The following is a 21466-nucleotide window of genomic DNA, read 5'->3' as shown; positions in this document are numbered from 1 at the left end:
GAAGGTTTTAGGTCACCCTTTCGATGCCAGTCTGGCGGGCTATACTAATACAATGACCTATAGATATCTATTGATTTGACTCATGTTATGGCAGATCTGCTCGCACAAATATTTCATTCAACAACAAACTCGGAGTTGACGGTAACTCAACTTCAACGCATTTTTCAGTCTTTAAACGGTCAATCCCTCAACACAGTGCTTTCACCAACAACGCAGCCTCCGGAAATTCAAATACCTTTGGCCAATCGCCAAGGGCAATCCGTAGGAAGTCTCAAACTACCAATCGATGATGCTGACTTTCAATCTCAATTGAAAACTTTGTCAAAGCAACTCTTTCTTCAATTAACACCCAAATTAGAACAGAACAGAATTTCTTTTCAGCTCAACAATGGGAGTCAGACTCAGTCGCAACTACCACAATCGTTATCCCGTCTTATTCAAGCACTCGAAATTTGGTTGCAACAACCTAAGCCCATCATTGCTTTTCAAAAATCTATGCAAGCCGTGACACTGTTACAACCTGGGGAAAATCTTACAGCTGACTCAACTCAAAAAAAGCTCCCCATTGCCAGCGAAGTACTATCGGCAACCAAAGCTGGACGTTTAAATTCCCAAGACCTCGCTTCTTCAATTAGCGGTAGTCGTGAGATCATTAACCGAGTTACTTTATCACCAATACAAAGCTCCACGAGTCAAAAAGGCTCTGTAGCGCCAGACGTTCCATCGATGCAAAACTCGAAAACAACGACTGTCATGAAACATTATCAATTAGAAATCAGTTCAATAATAAAAAACCGTCCCAAGTTGACTCCCGAACAAATCAATCACATTGTGAAAATTTTAAAACCTGACTTTATCAATCAGCATTCCATTGACAAAGGACTCAACTCAATTCAAAGCCAATTTAAAGAATTGACAAAAGTACTCAATGTTATGCCATCTACAATTCAACAGTTGAAAGGTCAACTCGAGTCAATTCCAGAAGGTCGAGCGCTATCTGGCAAGCAACTGCAAGATCTACTTTTAAATTCCGGTGTATTTCGAGAACGTCATGCCAACTCGTTATTTCAACCAACACAAAACATGCCTTCATCTCCAGCTCAAGCGAATCAATCACCAACCTCTCCTTTTGGTGATATAAAATCACTCTTTCAGTCGGTGCAACTGCTGTTGGGTGTTTCACAGCAATTTAGTACAGACAATTCATCTAAATTATCTTTGAATGACTATTTACAGGCACTCAAATTTAAACCTCATTCTTTTGGTAAATTAAATAACAAAGATTTTAATCGCTCTGCTCTCACTGAAAAATTAAAACTTCTTTCACAAGACATTGAGAAGAGTTCCGCTCGAACTCGAGTGACGCAATTTCAAAACTTGGTACCAACGGATAACTCCCAGTGGGTATTTGAGCTTCCACTCATTCATCAGAAACAGTTTACCAGTATACAAATGATGTTAGAGCAAGATTCAACATCGGAAGATGATCAAGACAAGAAAAAGTGGCGTGTCACTGTCAGATTTGACTTTGAATCTCTGGGTGCATTTCACGCTATTGCAGAATTGTTAAACAATCAACTCAATGTTCGCTTCGTCGCTGAACGTCCAGAAACACAAAACCTGCTTCTGGAAAATATGCCTGATCTGGAGAAGCAATTAATCGATGCCGGAATTCTATTGAAAAAAGCAGAAGCATCGATTGGAGAGTCACCAGAACTAATTGAAACTCGAGAGCCGCAATCACTTGTTGACTATAAAATTTGAAAATGACCGATAAAAAGAAAACTCACGCCAAAGCCACGGCATTAAAATATGACGGAAAATCAGCCCCAAAAGTTGTCGCTAAGGGACAAGGAAGCTTGGCGGAAGAAATTATCAGAATTGCAGAAGAGCATGAGGTTTTTGTTCATCAAGATCCGATTCTTATGGATGTCTTATCTCAGCTAGAGCTAGGTGATGAGATCCCAGAACAATTATATTTAGCCGTCGCAAAAATCATTGCGTTTGCCTACATGCTACAAGAGAAAACACCCGACGATTATCAATAATCTTTTGAGCGAATTCACTGAAAAAGGCAATTTTTGATGCCCAGATATAGGTTAAACACAAATAAGAATAATACGCAATATGATTCAATTAGACTTCTTTCTAATTACTTTGACATGCATCAAAACCTACTTTAACCTTATCCCTAATTTATCATTACGATCGAATCACTTGGGGTGATCAATGAAAGGCGATAAACAAGTTATCGGTTATTTAAATCAAGTTCTTACCGTAGAACTTACCTCAATCAACCAATACTTTTTGCATGCCAGAATGTATCGAAATTGGGGTTTGGAAAAATTAAACGAGAAAGTGTATAAAAAATCAATCAAGGATATGAAACAAGCGGATGACTTAATAGAACGTATTTTGTTTTTGGAAGGATTACCTAATTTACAAAAACTAGACAAAGTCCGAATCGGTGAACATACACAAGAAATGCTCCAATGCGACATGACTTTGCAAAAAGAACAGCTCGAACTATTACGCGAAGCCATTGCTTTTTGTGAAACTAAAAGTGATTTTGTCAGCCGTGACTTACTCGAAGATATCTTGAAATACGAAGAAGATCATGTCGATTGGTTAGAAACACAACAGTACTTGATCGATAACACAGGTATGGAAAATTACCTGCAATCGAACGTTTAAAGGATATTCGCTAATGAAAGGTAAAGATTCCATTATAAAAACCTTAAACGGTTTATTGTCGCTTGAGTTAACAGCAATGGACCAGTATTTCATTCATTCTCGGATGTATGATGACTGGGGATTAACCAAATTATTCGAGCGAATTGATCACGAATTCGATGATGAGAAAGGCCATGCTTCGGCATTAATCGAACGAATTCTGTTTCTTGAAGGTACACCCGATATGGTGACCAGAGAGCCACTTAAGATTGGCAAAACAGTTCCAGAAATGCTGAAAAGCGATTTACAAATTGAATACGATGTCGATAAAGCACTTAAAGATGCTATTGAACTGTGTGAAAAAGAAAAAGATTTTCAAACTCGTAAAATTTTACAGCAACTTTTAGAAGACACCGAAGTTGACCACGCCTACTGGCTCGAAATGCAATTAGGTCTTATCGACAAAATCGGCTTAGAAAACTATTTGCAGTCTCAAATGTAATTCCACACAGCGACTGTAAAATAAAAAAGGCGCGTTAAGCGCCTTTTTTATTGGTCAATCAATATTCATTTCCAATTATCATTTACTTTTTCGGCTTCACCGCAGGCTTGGTATCAGACTTAGGTACCTTTTTACCTTTGTAGTAGTGCCAATGAGGATGATAATAATAGCGATGAGGAAAAACAGGCCAAAACGAAGCTCCCCAGTAATGCACTTGTTTAACTTCCTGCCGCTTTTTCCACAAATGATGGCTTATCACTCGAACAACGGGAAAATCATACTTCATCTCACCAATCTTGCCCTCAACCATGTCAGACAAGGTACCTACCACCGTAATTTCTCGACCTTGTTTGTAAACAACTGGCTCAACAAAGTTGGGAATAACGGCTAAAAACCGACCACCACTGGCATCCACATTCAATGGGCGGGCGCTAGAACTCAAAGGCTTTGCAACAATTTCAATCACCGACTCTTGCTCTTGATTTCTCACTTTTGCGATGACACCACCCCAACGTACTTTAGATGACTGATGATCTTTACGAGCTTGCTCGAGAGTAACTGGCGTATAATCTCCTTTGATTTCGTGCGGAACCATACTGCAGCCAGACAGGAAACCCATCAATAAAATGAATCCGAATAAGTGTTTCATCCCATAACTCCTAGACTTTATAAATTTAAAGTTCTTTCAATTATTTTTATTATTGCCAAATTTAACACATTCTGCGCTCATTTTTGGCAAAGATACGGTAAGGCTTTGTTAATTTAAACGAAGAATAGGTAGAAAGGTTGACTCAGACAACATAAACAAGATTTGAAAATTCAAATCAAAATTGTCTAATTGTAATTCTCGTGATTACAAAAATTTTAGGCAAATGCGTCGATTCCAAGAATTTCAGAGGCATTCTGATTTTGATCTTGCTGCTCTATCTCATTAAAACGATTCACAGCTTGGCGGGCTTGAAAGCCAAGATCTGAATCGTCGTCTCGACGAACTCGATTTTGCTGTTGCTCAAGTTGCTGAACCGCTTCGGCTCTTCGAGCTTGCGTATCTCTATCGTCCTGTTCGCGAGTCGTCTGCTCAGTCTGCTGTGCTTGCTGGTTATTACGTTCATTTTCCAGCTGACGTTGCTGCTGTGTATTGAGACGATTCTCGGTATTTAGTTGATTGTTAACAAGAGGATTTAAGCCATTTACTTCAATCGGCATAATGCTCACCCATCTATAAAATCACCTCTGACTGAATAATCAATTATAGACAAGATTGATTACTTTTTCACCCAACTGCTTCTTCATATAAACGGCATTGCAAATAACCTAAAGCAATAGCCATTTCTCAATTAGCTATTTTGGTTTAATCAAAGAAGGTTTCGTCGATTTTTCTGCAACGTTATTACGCAAATAACTCGGTACAGCTTGTTCAGGACGATGAGCCGATGCATGATGTTCTGGCAGTTGAGCCAAGGTTAGGTTCGCTTTCGCATCGGGATAATAATTTATTAACGGAGAAGAAAAGTTATAACCTAAAGCCTGACTTAAGACGTCGGCATAAACGTCCCAAGCGCTACCAATTGCGACGATCGATTCATCTATATTAACGACTTCAACTTCTTCAGGCTTAATAACTTGTTCTTCCCCCACTAACTGAGGAACCAATTGGTTGGCCTCGTTAAGGGTTCGTTTGTAAACAGCGAAATACACTTCTCCCATGCGCGCGTCCATTGCGACAACAGCATAGTTAGCTGAAGTGTTTTCAAAAGCCTGCAATGCCAAGTTTTGCAAGCTGGATATGCCAATGAGTGAACATCCTACACCCAAAGCTAATCCTTGGGCTGCGGATATAGCAATTCGAATTCCAGTAAAAGCTCCCGGGCCACGACCATAAACAATTTGCTCAACCTGATTGATACTTACACCTCTTTTTGCCAACAATCTCTTTATGGCCGGAAGCATGAGTTCACCGTGTTTTCTTGGTGCAAGATCAAATTCTTGTTCAACGACGCCATCTTTTTCAACCGCCACCGAGAATGCTTCAGTCGAAGTGTCTATTGCTAATCGAATCATAAGTTTTCTAAAAACTCCTTTACGAGCTCTGAATTCCGTGTTGGTAACATAGGCGGTAAATCGTTTAAAAAACGCTGCCCGTAGGTTCGTCCAACTAATCGAGGATCGCCAATCATTAGAACACCTTTGTCGGCCACATCTCGAATCAGTCTTCCTGCGCCCTGTTTTAAATTAATAATGGCATCGGGCAATTGAAACGAGAAAAATGCATCTCGCCCTTTTTGCTTTAAAGCGTGAATTCTCGCTTGATTAACAGGGTCGCCCGGCGATGCAAATGGGAGTTTATCAATTGCTACAAACGACAAAGCATCTCCTGCAACATCAACACCCTCCCAAAAACTGAATGTCCCTAATAAGACACTATTATCTGTTTGTCGAAACTTTTCAAGTAAGTATGTTTTACTCGCTTGCCCTTGAACAAACAAATTAAACTCGCGATGTTTCTCAAGCATTTCAGCAGCATCTTGCAGTGCTTTATGGCTGGTAAACAGTAAAAATGCTCGTCCCCGAGAGGCTTTTAGTTGGGGTAACGCCGCCTCAATAAAATGTCGCGTGTAATCAGGCGATGAGGGATTACCTAAATACCGAGGTAAGTACAACAGGGCCTGCTCCGAGTAATCGAACGGTGACGGAAACACTTCCGTTTTTGCTTGTCCTAATCCCAACTTGTGCTGAAAGTGGCTAAAGTTTTCATTCACCGCTAAGGTTGCTGAGGTTAAAACCCAGCTGGCTTGCCGGTAAGGTGCCGTCGCCTTTTGAAAGTTGTCTGCAATATCGAGCGGTGTGGTATTTAAGTTAAAGCTTTTTCGATAAATTTCGATCCACTGAACATCTTTTTCTTCATCGTTGTTAAAAAAGAGTTGTGCTTTCTCAAATAAACTTTCTGCTCGCTCAAAAAGGTTTTCTAAATCACGACTGCGTATCGCCTGCTCTTTTAATAAGTCACAAAGAGCTTCTATCGAATCAGTTAATGCTCCAAACTGTTCATGAACAACATCTTGTTGAATGTATTCTTTCCAAAACTGACGATGCACTTCATCGCCCAGTAATAAACGTAAATCAGCAACTTGCTTGTCGATAATTTCGGAATACTCTTTTAACCCGCGACAATCCTTGGCCTCTGAGTGATAAGCCAATAAACAATCGCGCGTTATATCTTGCAATTGGCGAGAGGAAAAATTCTGACCAAAAAATACCGAAGCAATGTCAGGCAATTGATGAGCTTCATCAATAATGTAAGCATCAGCGCGAGGAACTAACTCTCCAAAGCCATCTTCCTTCAAGGCTAAATCGGCCATTAATAAGTGATGATTAATAACGACAATATCGCTTTCCATCGCGTGCCGCCGTGCTTTGGCGACAAAACAATCATCATAAGCGGGGCAATCTTTTCCTAAACAGTTATCCGCAGTACTGGTAACAAAAGGAATGGCACTGGAATCTTCCGCAATAAAGTGCGCCTGACTCAAATCGCCGTCGCGTGTTTTACGGCTCCACTCCCGAATTTTGGCAAGTTCTTCTCCAGTATCGGGCATGGTAAATTGCGTGCCATCCAAATTCATATCCATACGATGCAAGCACAAGTAATTTTGGCGTCCCTTTAGCAACGCGACTTTACGTCTCTTACCCAACACTTTAAACACCATTGGAAGATCTTTGAAAAACAATTGATCTTGTAAGTTACGTGTTCCAGTGGAGATGACAGTTTTACCATCCAGTTCAATCGCTGGTACTAAATAAGCAAATGTCTTTCCGGTACCTGTGCCAGCCTCTATCAGCAGCGATTCTTGATTCGCCAATGCAGACTCAACCGACTCCGCCATTGCACGCTGCGAAGCTCGTTCACGATAATTCGAAAAACTGTCAGCAAAGGGTCCTTGCTCAGAAAGTAAAAAACTGGCGTGAGATGTCATAATGAAAGTCGGGTTATTGCGCCGATTCTGATTCGGAGGACTCTTGTTCCCATATGAGTTGACCGATCGCTTTGAATTTAGCGACAGTCATCGAGCCGCGTTTATTGTTATTCGCTTCTTGCATGGCTTTCTCTACAGCTTCCCGAGATACTTGGTAAATCGATTGTGGTTGGTAATGAGGATTATAAATGACGAGGACCGTGTAATCCCAGTCACTTTTTATATTTAATTGACCGACGCGAGGTTGCGAGCGAGTTCCGGGAAATATAACACGACCTTTAATTTGCACCAATTTTTCGTGCACGCCTTCGATTAACAAGGCTTCAGACTCTGCGCCTTCAATTTCTTTGAGCCCTAACAGCGTTGTTGCATCGAAGCGCGCAAGCTCAACAGTCACCGGAAGCGACTGACCTGTGGCTTCTCGATATTGCGCAGCCAATTGACGTGTTTGCGACATGAGTCGCTCGAAATCATAAGTGCTCATTTAGTGTTGCGCGATCACTAAACCTTTACATCAATTTGGTGATCCGGCTCCTCCAACTCTTCTTCGGCTACTTTCTTTTTGTCGCACGGGTGATAAGAATACAAACCAAAATCATCATGTTGATCGACTTGTTTTTTTACTCTTCGCTTTCTTCGATTAGGCTTTGAAGCTTTCTGCTCGATGGATTCAGCATCTGCAATATCCATCGATTCTGACGCCTCGTGCTTAGCATCTGAATATTCGGCATCAGATTCATCCTTCGCTTGCTCCCTTTGATGAGATGGTTGCTCATCGTTATCACTCAATGAACGAGCAAGATCACCATCAACTTTGCGCTCATTATCTACCGATTTAACGTCACTGGGCTGCCGCACGCCCGATTTCTTTTTAGGCGCCTTCACTTCACTCATGGGCTTGTTGCCGTCAAAAGGCACAAAATTAATTGGCAAAGTCAAACCTCGCTCGCAATTACTGGCGACAGGACGAATTAAATCCTAATACTATGAATTCTAACACAATTGCCGAATAAAAGCCGTTTTTTGAGAAGAGGTCAACCAAATCGTTGAATCCGCGTTAACTGAAGATAAGTCTCTCATAACCTGCTGAAAATAAAACCTTATGACCGAACTATCATTGACACTGACGGTTGAACCCGATTATATAAAAAAAGACAAGATTGAGCGGAGACAGACTCTGGAGAATCGCCAGCAACTCAACCAGTTTTTAGCGGCCATCGAACGTCGAGCTTTTCAAATTGCTCTGATATCGACGCGAAATCCTGATGATGCTCTGGAGTTAGTGCAAGAAGCCATGTTAAAACTGGTAGAAAAGTACCACAGTCGCCCTGAAGAAGAATGGAGTCCCCTGTTTTATCGCATTCTGAGCAGTAAAATAAACGACTGGTATCGAAAACAAAATGTCCGCAACCGATGGTTATCCTGGCTACCCAGTCGCCAATTAAATCCTGAATTAAATTATGATCCGATCGATAACGCCAAGTCGCCAACTAAAGGTCCGGCTTCGGAATTACGTCAAAAAGAAGCCACGACTCAACTGATCAAACACCTTGAAAAACTGTCTCCGCGCCAACAGCAGGCCTTTTTGCTTCGCGCATGGGAAGGTATGAGTGTGGAAGAGACGGCCTTTGCCATGAAATGCAGTGAAGGCTCGGTAAAAACCCATTACTCAAGAGCCATTCACCATTTAAGAGAACAACTGGAGGAGTATCGCGAATGAACCACTCAGACGACAAACAATGGCTAAAGAGTCTTGTTCGGTCGTTGGACGAGACGAGCGAAAATATCGACTACTCAACACAACTCAAGCTTCAGCAAGCGCGAGAAAGTGCATTAAAAAACCAACCTGAATCAGGACATCAACGCCGCTGGGTACTTATCTTCCCATCACTTGCAACAGCAGCAACGGTCGCGTATTTTATGATGACAACACTGATGGTTGTTCCACCTGAACGTGTTGATAATCGTGCTGACTTGCTCAAAGACATTGAGCTGCTAGCAACCGAAGAAGAGCTTGATATGATTGAGCAACTCGAGTTCTACGAATGGCTGGAGGAAGACGCCGCAAATGAACTGGACAGTTAGACTGATCTTGACGTTAAGCTTTAGTGGATTACTTTATGCTGACGAAAAGTCTCCTCCCAAGGAAACTCAAGATACGTTAAGTTTGGAATTACTCGAATACCTCGCTGAATTCAGCAAAGGTGACGGCACCCTTGTCGATCCACAAACCTATGAAGTTATTCAACCGAAAGCGCAAGTGAAATGTGGAAACGACTCTCTCGATGAAGAGGATTCAGATTCTGTATTGAGTGCTTTGCATGTCATTATGTGCCATCGAGCTGAAGATAAAGTTAGTAGTGCTCAATCAGAACCTGACGCAGATGAAAAGAACAATGGAGCTTAGTGTGAAAAGAGTACACCTTCGCATTTTGCAATGTTTTTTAATCCTTGGACTGTCATTCAACGGATTCACGCAGGATGCGGAATCTCAAAATAAAGATTTCAACTATGCTTCACTCACTCCTGCTGAAAAAAAACAGCTAGCGCCTTTCAAAGAGCAATGGAAAACATTATCGGCCAATGAACGCCAAAACGTATTAAAAGGCCTGGATACCTGGAATAAGCTTAGTTCAGAGCAAAAACAAAAAGTCAGTGAACGCTTCCGCAAATGGCAGGAGTTAAGAGCTTATGAAAAACGAGAATTGCGAATGGCTTTTCGGCGGTTTCAAGATTTGTCACCAACACGCCAATTTGAAATCCAACGAGCGTATCGAAAATTTCAGTCTTTACCGGCCGCTAAGCGTAAAGCACTTAAACAGCGTTTTTTAAAAACGTATCCAACAAAAACTCTAAAGAATAATTTTCAGAAGAAAGATCAGCCGCCTAATAAGTAGCTTGTGACATTCAGTTTATTGAATAATTTCAATAATATATCAGGACCAAATGCTGCGTAATTTTCTCTAAGGCTGCTATACTTAGCCACACAACACCGACATCATCACAATAATTAAAACCACAAGCTGATTAAGGAATAATCTTATATGGCCGCAGATCAAGAGTTTGGTGATCCTGATATTGAGTTTTCTTTGGATGCTGCTGAAGGCACCAGAGAACTGTCATCACTCGAAGATGAAATATTACCGACAGAAATTTGTCTGTTACCTTTATCAGAGCGTCCTTTTTTCCCGCCACAAACTTTACCTATTTTAATGAATGAAGAAGTTTGGCGCGAAACCATTGAATACATTGCGGACACCGAGAAAAAGATTGCCGGTTTAGTGCTGGTGCGAAACCCGCACCCTGAAGACTCATCACCAGAAGAGTTTAACTCCATCGGAACACTGGTCCGAATTCATCATCCCGTCTTATCGTCTGGAAAAATCCAGTTTATCGCGGAAGGCATTCAAAGATTCCGAATAAAACGATGGATGACTAAAGAGCCCCCATTCATTGTTGAAGTTGAATATCCGCAAGAGCCTTCTTACTCAGATATGGATGAATTGAAAGCTTACGCAGTTGCAATAATTAATACCTTGAAAGAGTTGGTACCTCTCAATCCACTTTACAGTGAAGAGTTGAAGTTTTTCCTAAATCGCTTTAATCCCAATGAGCCCTCTCCCTTAACCGACTTTGCAGCCAGCTTAACAACAGCAACGCGTGAAGATTTGCAAGAAGTACTCGAACAAGTCCATTTAAGAAAACGAATGGAAAAAGTTCTGGTCATGATAAAGAAAGAACTCGAGGTCGCTCAATTACAAAGTCACATCCAACGTCAGGTAGAAGACAAACTGACCGAACATCAAAGAAAGTTTTTCTTGCGAGAACAGTTAAAAGCGATTCAAAAAGAACTAGGAATCGCGAAAGATGACAAAACCGCAGACATCGATCGCTTTACCAAGCAAATTGAAAGCTTTGACATGCCAGACGATGCCCGCAAAAAGATTAATGAAGAGCTGGATAAGTTATCCATTCTCGAACAAGGTTCACCCGAATATTCGGTCACTAGAAACTACCTTGATGTTGCGACTAGCTTGCCCTGGGGAATTACCACCAAAGATCGCATTGACCTTAAACGCGCAAGACGAGAGTTGAACAAGGAACATGCGGGGTTGGATGATGTTAAAGATCGTATTGTTGAGTTTTTAGCGGTTGGTGCGCTTACCGGACATATTGCAGGATCAATCTTACTGCTTGTCGGTCCACCCGGCGTTGGAAAAACATCAATTGGACGCTCCATCGCAAATGCCCTGGGTAGAAAATTTTATCGCTTCTCGCTTGGCGGAATGCGTGACGAAGCAGAAATAAAAGGTCATCGTCGTACTTACATCGGTGCAATGCCAGGAAAACTCATCCAGGCGATTAAAGAGTGTCAATCTTCCAATCCTGTGATTATGCTCGATGAAGTTGACAAGGTAGGAAGCTCTTATCAGGGTGATCCAGCCAGTGCACTATTAGAAGTGCTCGATCCCGAGCAAAATGAGAACTTTTTGGATCATTATTTAGATGTTCGATTTGATTTATCAAAGGTTCTATTTATCTGTACCGCCAATCAACTCGATACCATTCCTCGCCCACTACTCGATCGCATGGAGACCATTCGACTATCCGGCTACATTGCTCAGGAAAAAATTGAAATTGCTAAGTCATATTTGTGGCCACGACAATTAGAACGATGTGGCTTAAAAACAAGCCAGGTAAAAATTAGCGATACTGGCTTTAGAAAAATTATTGAAGACTACGCTCGAGAAGCAGGCGTTCGAAATTTAGATAAACAACTTGGCCGAATTGCCAGAAAGTGCGTTGTTAATATCGTTAACAAGAAAAAGAAAAATGTGAGCGTCACTCAAAAAAATGTGGAAGAGTTTTTAGGAACCCCCTGGTTTCAAAAAGAAAGTCCAACCAACAGCATTGGTGTTGTTACCGGCCTAGCCTGGACGGCACTGGGCGGTTCGACATTAAATATTGAAGCCGCAATAGTTCACAGTAAAAATCGCGGCTTTCGACTCACTGGCAAACTTGGCGATGTCATGAAAGAATCTGCTGAAATTTCTTATGCCTACATTGCGGCGCATCTTGAAGATTATGGTGTTAAAAAAGATGCTTTTGATAACGAGATGATTCACATTCACGTTCCTGAAGGAGCTACACCTAAAGACGGTCCTTCGGCTGGCGTTACCATGGCCACAGCCCTCCTGTCTTTGGCTAAGAACAAATCTCCGAAAAAAGGCATCGCAATGACTGGCGAACTCACATTGACAGGAAAAGTTTTGGCCGTTGGCGGTATTCGAGAAAAGATTATTGCTGCTCGACGAGCGAAAGTGAAAACCGTTATTCTCCCAGATGCCTGCGAGGGAGACTTTAAAGAGCTTCCCAAGCACATTAAAGAAGGAGTTACAGTGCACTTTGTTGGTGACTTTAACCAGGTCGCTGAAATAATGTTTTGACGCATTAATACAGTTTTCTTTATCTTCTTTTTAATCCGTATTTTAAAATTTAAAAAACTTCTTTCGAAATACAAGGGGCTATCTGGCCCCTTGAAAATTCCTGAACTCTGCTGAAGTACTCCAACATTTATGCATTCATTCAATGCAGTTAAAATAACCATCAATAATTAGATGACTCAGATCAATCATTGAGTTGCTTAATCAGCTTGCAAAAAATCAATACAGTGTGCTATCGGGTTTTTATGAAACTTTTTATAAATTTTCATTAAATTAAATACTTCGTTTTTAAACAGTCGTGACTAAGCTCACGACAATAACATTTAACTCATCAATAAATAATTATTGATTTATCCACTGTTTGTCCATAATTGCAATAAAGCTTGTCCAATTTTGCTAATTAATCTTAAGGTATTTTTTGTATAAATTAGCGGCCTGAAATGAGGCACCTAAAAATTATCTTAAGGAGAAAACTCATGAAGTATCTTTTAGTCAGTGCTCTTATCGCTTCACCGTTATTCATCTCAACACCAAGTCATGCGGAAGATGGTAAAAATTATAACGCATCATCATGCATTGCATATAGCGGTGATGGAAAGCGGTTAAGTTATAGTAATATATATAACACATCGAGCTCTCAAGTATTGCGCACAGACTGTGTTGCGACTAAAGATTCAATCGGTCACACCATTCGTTCTGGCTGGATTGAAGTACGAGACTTGAGCAGCAATGAAGATGTGAGCTGTACTCTAATCAGTCACTATAATGTTGTTGGCTCAACAACCGGCCGCATCTGGAGCCAAAATAGAAGAACTAGCGGCATAAACTCTAACTGGCAAAGACTCAATTATTCAGGCTTAGGAGCAGCCAGTAATGGTCATTACTATTACAGTTGTTCTTTACCTCGCAGAACTTCAAATGGTGTTTCTTGGTTAGGTACCTATCAAATAAGTGAAAACGATTAATTCGCTGAATTGATTTTCTGAGCGCACTTCGGTGCGCTCACTATTATAAAAAGGAGTCATTATGAATCGATTAATAGGTTTATTAAGCGTTGGAATTATTTTAAGTGCGATATTCGGATATGTGCTTACCAAGGAGTCTGAATCAGAAGCATCTTCTGGTGATTTAGAATTTGAGTCAACGTCACGCATCAATACCGATATTCAACGTCAAGAAGTTTTAAATAGCGCGAGCTCAGAACAAAACACAAATTTACTGATCAATTTGAATCAACAACTCCAAAAACTAACGGAACAAAATAAGCAGTTCGAAAAAGAAATTGCAGCAATTAAAAATACCTTACAGAACTCTCAATCATCACAACAGCAAAACGCCATTCAAAATATAGAGCCTGAAACGGAAACCAATCCGGAATTAGTATTTGAACAACATTTTTTAAATGAGTCCATTGATGAAAACTGGTCACTAACCGCGGAAGATCACTTTAGACGTTCATTGGAACAACTTTCAAACAACATAAATGATTTACAAGTTAACGATATCGCATGCTCGACATCATTATGCCGGCTTGAGTATAAGTTAGGGAGTGAAGAAAATATCCAGACAAGTATTCAGCATATTGGAAATCAACTGGATTGGGACTCAAAAAGTTTTAGTGAATATTCAATCGATGACAATGGCCAGGTTACGATTAAAGGATTTTATATGCGCGAAGGCTATGATTATCCAACCCAACTTGTCGGTGCAAACTGACAACATATTAGTCTATAAATTCGACTTTGTGACCATAAAAAAAGCGCCGGAAAATTCCAGCGCTTTTCTTGTGCAAAGCGATTATCAACTTTCGAAACTTACAGTTTGTCAGCTTCTGTTGATAAGTATGCTGCAACGCCTTCTGGAGTCGCTTGCATACCCTTGTCACCTTCTTTCCAACCCGCAGGGCAAACTTCACCGTGTTGCTCATGGAAATGTAATGCGTCTACCATACGAAGCATTTCATCAACGTTTCGACCTAATGGTAAGTCATTAACGACTTGATGACGAACGTTACCTTCTTTATCAACAAGGAAAGATGCTCGGAATGCAACACCAGCTTGAGGATGCTCAACATCATAAGCCTGGCAAATTTCATGCTTAGTATCCGCAACCAAAGTGTACTTAACTTCACCAATTCCGCCTTTGTCCACAGGCGTATTTCTCCAAGCATTGTGAGAGAACTGAGAGTCGATAGAAACACCGATCACTTCAACACCACGCTTTTTAAACTCTTCAACGCGACGATCGAAAGCGATGAGCTCTGAAGGACATACAAAAGTGAAATCTAGTGGGTAAAAGAAAATTACTGCATCTTTGCCTTTGATAGCTTCTTTCAGGTTGAAATTATCAACAATTTCGCCGTTGCCCAGAACTGCTGCTGCAGTGAAGTCTGGCGCTTCACGTCCTACTAATACACCCATTTTTATCTCCAATTGTTGGTTATTGATACACAGGGTCGAACATTATAATCCAAGCAAATTCAGTGTGTTGAGAATTTTCAAAGTAATCGCTTTTATCGATTAAGTGACCCAGATCAAAGTTTGCACATTATTAATTGACAATCATTCTCATTTGCATATAATGTTTATTATTGTTTGATTATCATTGTTGTTTGAAGAGGTTACAGTCATGTACGTTTGTCTCTGTCGAGGTATCACAGACACGCAAATTAAGCAGGCCGTCAATGAAGGCAAAGCAAGTTGCATGAAAAGCTTGAGTAAAGCTTTAGGAATCGCCGGTGACTGCGGCCGCTGTGGTCGAGTTGCAAAGGAATTGTTAGAACAAAGTATCCTTCCTGACGTGAAGTTTACCAGCGCTGCATAATCCTATTTATAGTAATCACTAACTCTTAAACTGAGAAAATCTTCTTTTACAGTAAGCATTAAAAAAGGCGCTAAAGCGCCTTTTTTATTTCTCAAGACTATTCATCTAAATTCTAGGTCTCTGCTCGAGCTCCTTTGATGACCTCTTGGAGTTCACCTTGCTGGAACATTTCCAAAATAATATCGCACCCACCAATTAATTCACCTTTCACCCACAATTGAGGGAAAGTTGGCCAATTGGCGTATTTAGGAAGCTCAGCACGAATATCGGGATTCTCTAATATGTCGACATAAGCGAATTCTTCGCCACACTGCATTAACGCTTGAACAGCCTGTGCTGAAAAGCCACACATGGGAAGCTTCGGTGAGCCTTTCATGTAAATTAAAATATCATTGTCGCCAATTTGCTGTTTAATTCGATCTAGGGTTTCCATTAACAACCTCATTTGTGAACCACTTTAAATATGGCGTGATCTTAATCAACTGATACTCATTTCGCTAGCTTTTCCTTAAAAAACTCGTAAAAAGTCCATTAACCATAATTTGATTAAGGACAAAAATCGTTCTTCCATTGATTAAAACGATAACTCGCAAAAAGGACTGACATTTCACTCCAATAGTGACTACAATATTGGGCTCAAGCAACCTTTCAATAATTAAACAAAACCTTCGAAGGAGTTTTTATCATGGCATTTGAATTACCGGCTCTTCCTTACGCAAAGGACGCTCTGGCTCCAACTATTTCTGAGGAGACTCTGGAGTTCCATTACGGTAAACATCATCAGACTTATGTCGATAAGTTAAATGGCCTCGTCGAGGGCGGTGAATTTGCTAATGCTTCTCTAGAAGAGATTATCAAGAAATCATCTGGCGGCATCTTCAACAACGCAGCTCAAGTATGGAATCATACTTTTTACTGGAACAGTCTTAGCCCTAATGGCGGCGGAGAGCCAACGGGTGCTCTTGCTGACGCAATCAATGCAGAATTCGGTAGCTTCGATGAATTCAAAACAAAATTCTCTGAAGCTGCGGCTGGCAACTTCGGTTCTGGTTGGACTTGGCTTGTTAAAAACAGCTCTGGTAAATTGGAAATAGTTAATACTTCAAATGCAGGTTGCCCAATTACTGACGGTCATACACCTTTAATCACCGTTGACGTTTGGGAGCATGCCTACTATATCGATTATCGTAATGCTCGACCAAAATACTTGGAAGGCTTTTTCAAACTTGCTAACTGGGATTTTGCAGCGAAAAATTTCGGTTAAATCTGCATTTATAATTCTTTGCAAAGGCCCGTCTTGGGCCTTTTCTTTATCATACATCTTAATCTCATAACCTGACTCAATGAGTCACAGAAATGAAAAAGTTGAAATGTTTATCGTGTGGGAATATTTCACAAGTTGATTTTTCCATTAAGAACAATCGCTTAATCATTTCACTTCGATAAATCCATAGAGCCACTCTGCAGAAGTATTCACCAAAATTAAAATCATGGTAGAGTAGCATCAAAATTTTTCCGCTAAGTACCTTATACCCCCATGAGTAAATCAGTTACGCAGATTCGACCAAGAAAACTACCTGACATTTCAGCAGATGAAAATAAGGCTTACTGGCTCAATAATGATGCTTTCAAAACCCACTTTATGAATGCACTTTCAATTACTTTTCCTATCGGTGAGAAGTTTTTTGTACAAAGTGTTCACCCTTTTCGAGATCAAGTATCCGATCCCCAGCTTAAAGAGGACATTCGACGCTTTATTCATCAAGAAGCCAATCATCGGCAGGCGCATAAACATTTTAATCAAAGTAATATAAGCAATACACAACTTTGGCACCGGTTGAGAGATGGTTTCCAAAAGAAAACCAATATCAACCAACGTATTAACTCACGGCTAAATTTACTGGCACAAACAGTCGCGCTGGAACATATTACAGCTATTTTCGCCCATTATTTGTTAACTGAACATTCTTGGCGCGAAGGAGTTGATGATATCTCTGCTACGATATGGATTTGGCACGCAATTGAAGAAATAGAACATAAAGCTGTCGCATTTGATACTTACCAGTCGGTTGGCGGAGGATATTGTAGACGAACCTCCATGATGGCATTAGTTAGCTTGTTATTTTTTGTAGATGTTTTATGGATGACAGGTCGCCTCCTCCACGCAGACAAAAAGCTTTTCCGACTTGCAACGATAAAATCAGCCTGGCGCTTTCTTTTTGGTAAGCGAGGAATGATACGAAAATGTTTTACTCATTACCTCGCATATTTTAAATTTCGCTTTCATCCTTGGGATATCGATGATCAACGACTTATCAGTCACTTCGATCAGTTTGAAAAAATTTAGATGACTTAAGATCATTAGATTAATATAAAAGGCTCCTAGGAGCCTTTTTCTTAGAGGCCAAACTCGACAAAAAACATCAATTGCCTTTCTGGAATTCGGTAGTCGAATGGAAAAGGTCCTGTTTTTGCCAAATACCCTTCCTCATCCAGTAAATTCTTAATCTCGAGAGTTAATTGAGCATTATCCTTAAGCTCGTAACTTACTCGAGAGTTAATCGTCAACCAAGAATCCACTTTATCACCACGGTGAGCAACCAAGTTAAAATCCGTTGGCACACATACGGCCAAAGGCAATGAATTTGGTTCCGGATCGATATTGCCATCAAAGTCGCAGTCGCCCAGTAATAAATTATTATCAGAGTCTCTTCGCTCCACCTCTCCATGAAAATGCGCATTAAAAGAAGCTGATAATTTTTCCCACTCGAATGCCGCACCAAAATTAATTTTTAATCCCGGTTCCCATTTTATGTCACTATCATGTTGTGAAAACTCAGGAATGTCATCAGCAGGATCATTTGGCGTACCCTGATCATCAAATGCTAATATCGACTCATCTTGCCGCGTAACATAAGAAATATTAGCAAACCAGTTCCAACTCCCATAATTTCCAATAAACTCGAATTCATATCCCAAATTTTCAGTCGAATAAATATTGGTACTCAGGTTTTGATTTACAGTCGAATAGGCGATTTGATTTTCAAATTCTGTTAAGAACAAATTGGCACGAAAAACATGATTCGAGTCAAACTTCCAATCAGATTGAAACTCAGTTGTTGTTATAAGCTCAGGATCAAGTTCGGCAATATTCGAAGCCAGTGAAAAAGTATGAGCTCCTGCCATTTCTGTTGGCGTTGGCGCACGAAAAGCTTTACCCCACATCATTTTTAAAACTAAATTGTCACTAGCACTCCAAACGCCAGCAAGTCGAGGACTTACACGCGAAAAGCTTTTACTTCGACCGGGTTGCCCAGGTGTATAAACCTCTTTGTAATCAACATCCAAATTATCCGAACGAACACCAAAGGTCATTTCAAAATCGGAGCTTAACCAGTTGCCCGTCGTTAATTGAGCGTAAAAAGCGGTATTTAAAATAGGTTCATCTTTAACGTAATCAAGCCAAGGTCCAAGCGATGTATTAATATCGCCAGGGAAAGGTTCGAAGAATTCAGAATCTACATTAATATTACTAAAATGCTCATCATCACCGACGTAAGAAAATCGATCACCCTCGAAGCCTGCCAAGAAAGTCGCGCCAGATGAATCACCGAACAGATAAGTCACTTGCGCCCGAACAAAAATATCATTAGCGTCAGTATCTAAATACTCCCACATACCCGACGGATAATATCCTCCGAACGCATCATCGGGATAATATCGTTGGTTCCAGGTAATATCGTGTCGCTGATATCTGACAACGTATTCGTGCGATAAATTATCACTGATATTTCCACTGTACTTAATAGAAAAAATATCTCGAGATTCATTCATCTCTTCATCGTAATCGGGAATCCAAAATAACCAACCAAAATAAGTATCAAAGTCCCACTCTTGACGATGATATTGAAACTGCCACTCATCACCAATACTTAGCTTTGACCAGAAATAAGAATCATCTCGATTGTCTCTTGTCATAAACCGAGCCGCTTCTGGCGAGCCATCCGAAAGTACATCACCAGATAATCGTCCTGAGCCATCATACGACATATAATTATTACCATCGGTCTGATGATAAGAATACGCCATGATAAAATCTAAATTTCCAGATTGCGTTCCTGTCATAGCCTCCATTCGACGCGTACCATATGAGCCAGGCAATGGACTAAACTTGGTGTAAAACTTTCCATTTAAGTCCGCACCTTTAAATGTATTCATTTGCACAACACCATTCGTCGCATTAGAACCATAAAGTGCGGATCCTGGTCCTCTAATGACTTCTAATGTTTTTGTAAAAAATACCGGAGTAAGCCAGGTGTAAGCGGTGCCGTATAAATTATCATTCAATGGGATGCCATCGACCAAATGGAGAATATGGTTGTTACTCCAACTGTCAAAGTTTCCTCGTGTTCCCACTGTTGGTCGGTCGTAATCTTGACTTGGCCCAAATCCAGGTAAGGTGTACAAGAGATCGTTAATGACATTAAAACCATATTGATCCAGCTGCTTTTGCTTGTAAGCCGTTACTACAGCGGGAGCTTCAGATATCTTTGTCGCGATTTTTGATGCCGAGGTGACCTCAATATTTAATAGATCTTCCAGTGAAATATTCCCAACTTCCCCTGTCGAATCAGCATAGCTGTTCGATGCCATAAGCAATACAGTTGCAGAAACAGCCCTGGAAATAAGGTTAAGCTTAGTCATGTCGTTCGAACTCCTAACTAATTACGCTGGATAATTAAATTAAAAATACATAACAAGCTTTAAACGCAAAGGATGCGAATACAGCAAAGCTCAAGAATGAATGAAGGATTTTATTTCAATAACAGTTGCGCTTAATCAGTACACGCCAAATCAATAAATAAATTCAAATTATTTATTTTATCAGTCATTTAGACGTCTATTATTTGTCGAATAAAGTATTTATAGAAGAGAAACTAGAGTTTCACAAGGCAACCAACATTTTTCATCGAATTTGTCGATATAGTAACTTATCTTTAGCATTCCTTTTGCTTTCGCCAAACAAACTCTCTTTTCTTTTGGCGATAACTTAAATTATCAGGATTCTGCTTCGATTTTTCTGCGTAAGACTCAATTTTCTCACTCAAGTAATCACAGCGCTTTCGCTTTTTAGAAAAGTTTCCATTACCTTTAGTTGCCGCTGTCGCTTTTTGAATTTGCAGAGTTGGTGAATTGCTCCAATTGATAATATTGGTTTGCTTAATTTGAGTTGGTTCGTACCCTTCATCTTCTGGCTGATCGGTAAAGTGCCAGTTTCCATTTTCGTCCTGCCAACGAAACACTTCACTGCCGAAAATACTTTGTGGAACACAAAAAGCAAATAACAATAGATAGAGTGAGATAGGTCTCATTATCAAATTCCTTTTGGTAATTTCTGAAATAGATTGCCAATATTTAGTGACTCCATCCAGTGAGTCCATCCAGTGAGTCCATCCAGTGAGTCCATCCAGTGAGTCCATCCAGTGAGTCCATCCAGTGAGTCCATCCAGTGAGTCCATCCAGTGAGTCCATCCAGTGAGTCCATCCAGTGAGTCCATCCAGTGAGTCCATCCAGTGAGTCCATCAATATTGAGCATGTATTCTACAAAATGAATGTAAAAAAGCAATACGTAAATATACACTCTCTAATATAAATACATTTCAGTTCTGAATGGCATATGCCTAATGGTTATGAGTGGTTGGAAACTATTCTTGAATAACTTTTCTTTCTTCTAAAGCACATCGTTCGAACAATCACAGGTTGTAAACGCCAGTTATCTACATTTTTCTTAAAAAGATCGCCTCGTAAAACAACAATATTGAGATAAATCGAAAAATAACAAGTTATCCACAGGTTTAGCACAAAGCTGTGCCTTGCGCGCTATAACGCCTTCGGAATAAGGTATATCCAACGGTCAACACCAATGACGGTTAATCCAAAGTAAATAGCTAAAACAATAAAATAGAACCAAGACTGGATTAAAGACTTCGGGTGGTGTAAACGGAGAATTACACAGCCGGGGAACAATAAAACGAAAAATTAGACTCTC

At 40.3% G+C, this 21466-nt stretch carries 24 protein-coding genes; 14 read left to right on the top strand and 10 right to left on the bottom strand.

The genetic code is table 11. The features are described from left to right. The first annotated feature begins 87 nt into the window (after positions 1-87). The 4 genes from fliK (at position 88) to bfr (FAX86_RS18160) (ending at position 3175) form a co-directional block, all read left to right on the top strand. Positions 88-1764: a flagellar hook-length control protein FliK gene (gene fliK, locus FAX86_RS18175; RefSeq protein ID WP_144394908.1), complete on the top strand. Its 1677-nt coding sequence runs from the start codon at positions 88-90 to the stop codon at positions 1762-1764. 2 nt (positions 1765-1766) lie between these two features. Continuing rightward, positions 1767-2048 (top strand): EscU/YscU/HrcU family type III secretion system export apparatus switch protein, encoded by a 282-nt coding sequence (locus FAX86_RS18170; protein ID WP_144394907.1) that lies wholly within the window; start codon positions 1767-1769, stop codon positions 2046-2048. A 181-nt stretch (positions 2049-2229) separates the two neighbouring features. Then, the gene (bfr, locus tag FAX86_RS18165; protein ID WP_144394906.1) at positions 2230-2694 is read left to right on the top strand and encodes a bacterioferritin; all 465 of its coding nucleotides are present in this window, start codon (positions 2230-2232) and stop codon (positions 2692-2694) included. 13 nt (positions 2695-2707) lie between these two features. Continuing rightward, entirely contained in the window at positions 2708-3175 is a 468-nt protein-coding gene (bfr, locus tag FAX86_RS18160; protein ID WP_144394905.1) for a bacterioferritin, read from the top strand. 82 nt (positions 3176-3257) lie between these two features. Here the strand turns inward: bfr (FAX86_RS18160) and FAX86_RS18155 are convergent, their stop codons facing one another. The 6 genes from FAX86_RS18155 to FAX86_RS18130 all read right to left on the bottom strand — a co-directional run bounded on the left by FAX86_RS18155 (position 3258) and on the right by FAX86_RS18130 (position 8043). Then, positions 3258-3824 (bottom strand): Slp family lipoprotein, encoded by a 567-nt coding sequence (locus tag FAX86_RS18155; protein ID WP_144394904.1) that lies wholly within the window; start codon positions 3822-3824, stop codon positions 3258-3260. A gap of 215 nt (positions 3825-4039) precedes the next feature. After that, positions 4040-4381: a hypothetical protein gene (locus FAX86_RS18150; RefSeq protein ID WP_144394903.1), complete on the bottom strand. Its 342-nt coding sequence runs from the start codon at positions 4379-4381 to the stop codon at positions 4040-4042. 135 nt (positions 4382-4516) lie between these two features. Next, entirely contained in the window at positions 4517-5236 is a 720-nt protein-coding gene (tsaB, locus tag FAX86_RS18145; RefSeq protein ID WP_144394902.1) for a tRNA (adenosine(37)-N6)-threonylcarbamoyltransferase complex dimerization subunit type 1 TsaB, read from the bottom strand. Continuing rightward, positions 5233-7149: a DNA repair helicase YoaA gene (yoaA, locus tag FAX86_RS18140; protein ID WP_144394901.1), complete on the bottom strand. Its 1917-nt coding sequence runs from the start codon at positions 7147-7149 to the stop codon at positions 5233-5235. Before yoaA ends, tsaB begins: the two co-directional genes overlap by 4 nt. Before the next feature lie 13 nt (positions 7150-7162). Further along, on the bottom strand, positions 7163-7606 hold the full coding sequence (locus tag FAX86_RS18135) for a hypothetical protein (RefSeq protein WP_205859251.1): 444 nt from the start codon (positions 7604-7606) through the stop codon (positions 7163-7165). Between the two features lie 44 nt (positions 7607-7650). Next, on the bottom strand, positions 7651-8043 hold the full coding sequence (locus tag FAX86_RS18130; RefSeq protein WP_144394899.1) for a hypothetical protein: 393 nt from the start codon (positions 8041-8043) through the stop codon (positions 7651-7653). Between the two features lie 208 nt (positions 8044-8251). Here FAX86_RS18130 and FAX86_RS18125 point away from each other — a divergent pair, with 208 nt between their 5' ends. The 7 genes from FAX86_RS18125 to FAX86_RS18095 all read left to right on the top strand — a co-directional run bounded on the left by FAX86_RS18125 (position 8252) and on the right by FAX86_RS18095 (position 14309). Then, the gene (locus tag FAX86_RS18125; RefSeq protein ID WP_144394898.1) at positions 8252-8869 is read left to right on the top strand and encodes an RNA polymerase sigma factor; all 618 of its coding nucleotides are present in this window, start codon (positions 8252-8254) and stop codon (positions 8867-8869) included. Then, complete coding sequence (locus tag FAX86_RS18120; protein ID WP_144394897.1) at positions 8866-9234, top strand: hypothetical protein; 369 nt, start codon at positions 8866-8868, stop codon at positions 9232-9234. The genes FAX86_RS18125 and FAX86_RS18120 overlap by 4 nt, the downstream gene beginning before the upstream one ends. Continuing rightward, a complete protein-coding gene (locus FAX86_RS18115) occupies positions 9218-9556 on the top strand; it encodes a hypothetical protein (RefSeq protein WP_144394896.1) in 339 nt (112 codons plus the stop codon). Before FAX86_RS18120 ends, FAX86_RS18115 begins: the two co-directional genes overlap by 17 nt. Position 9557: 1 nt before the next feature. After that, entirely contained in the window at positions 9558-10046 is a 489-nt protein-coding gene (locus FAX86_RS18110; RefSeq protein ID WP_164503665.1) for a DUF3106 domain-containing protein, read from the top strand. Positions 10047-10193: 147 nt separating this feature from the next. After that, positions 10194-12596: an endopeptidase La gene (lon, locus tag FAX86_RS18105; protein ID WP_144394894.1), complete on the top strand. Its 2403-nt coding sequence runs from the start codon at positions 10194-10196 to the stop codon at positions 12594-12596. 473 nt (positions 12597-13069) lie between these two features. After that, positions 13070-13558 carry a hypothetical protein gene (locus FAX86_RS18100; protein ID WP_144394893.1) on the top strand — a complete coding sequence of 163 codons (489 nt, stop codon included), beginning with the start codon at positions 13070-13072 and terminating at the stop codon, positions 13556-13558. Between the two features lie 61 nt (positions 13559-13619). Then, a complete protein-coding gene (locus tag FAX86_RS18095) occupies positions 13620-14309 on the top strand; it encodes a hypothetical protein (RefSeq protein ID WP_144394892.1) in 690 nt (229 codons plus the stop codon). A gap of 98 nt (positions 14310-14407) precedes the next feature. Here the strand turns inward: FAX86_RS18095 and FAX86_RS18090 are convergent, their stop codons facing one another. Further along, positions 14408-15013, bottom strand: a complete 606-nt coding sequence (locus FAX86_RS18090; protein ID WP_144394891.1) for a peroxiredoxin — start codon at positions 15011-15013, stop codon at positions 14408-14410. A 208-nt stretch (positions 15014-15221) separates the two neighbouring features. Here FAX86_RS18090 and FAX86_RS18085 point away from each other — a divergent pair, with 208 nt between their 5' ends. After that, on the top strand, positions 15222-15416 hold the full coding sequence (locus tag FAX86_RS18085) for a (2Fe-2S)-binding protein (protein ID WP_144394890.1): 195 nt from the start codon (positions 15222-15224) through the stop codon (positions 15414-15416). A gap of 112 nt (positions 15417-15528) precedes the next feature. On the opposite strand, the gene grxD is transcribed toward FAX86_RS18085, so the two are convergent. After that, positions 15529-15849, bottom strand: coding sequence for a Grx4 family monothiol glutaredoxin (grxD, locus tag FAX86_RS18080; protein WP_144394889.1), 321 nt, complete (start codon positions 15847-15849; stop codon positions 15529-15531). A gap of 252 nt (positions 15850-16101) precedes the next feature. Between grxD and FAX86_RS18075 the strand changes: the two genes are divergently transcribed. Further along, entirely contained in the window at positions 16102-16680 is a 579-nt protein-coding gene (locus tag FAX86_RS18075; RefSeq protein WP_144394888.1) for a superoxide dismutase, read from the top strand. Between the two features lie 273 nt (positions 16681-16953). After that, positions 16954-17763 (top strand): metal-dependent hydrolase, encoded by an 810-nt coding sequence (locus FAX86_RS18070; RefSeq protein WP_144394887.1) that lies wholly within the window; start codon positions 16954-16956, stop codon positions 17761-17763. A gap of 50 nt (positions 17764-17813) precedes the next feature. Here FAX86_RS18070 and FAX86_RS18065 read toward each other — a convergent pair whose 3' ends face one another. Next, entirely contained in the window at positions 17814-20120 is a 2307-nt protein-coding gene (locus tag FAX86_RS18065; RefSeq protein WP_144394886.1) for a TonB-dependent receptor, read from the bottom strand. A 293-nt stretch (positions 20121-20413) separates the two neighbouring features. Beyond that, positions 20414-21013, bottom strand: coding sequence for a DUF4124 domain-containing protein (locus tag FAX86_RS18060; protein ID WP_144394885.1), 600 nt, complete (start codon positions 21011-21013; stop codon positions 20414-20416). Positions 21014-21466: the final 453 nt, after the last annotated feature.

It is taken from the genome of Pleionea sediminis (genome assembly GCF_007570825.1).
GTDB classification, from domain to species: Bacteria; Pseudomonadota; Gammaproteobacteria; order Enterobacterales; family Kangiellaceae; genus Pleionea; species Pleionea sediminis.
The sequence above is the reverse complement of the archived record's forward strand: the minus strand, read 5'-3'. Positions and strand labels throughout refer to the sequence as shown.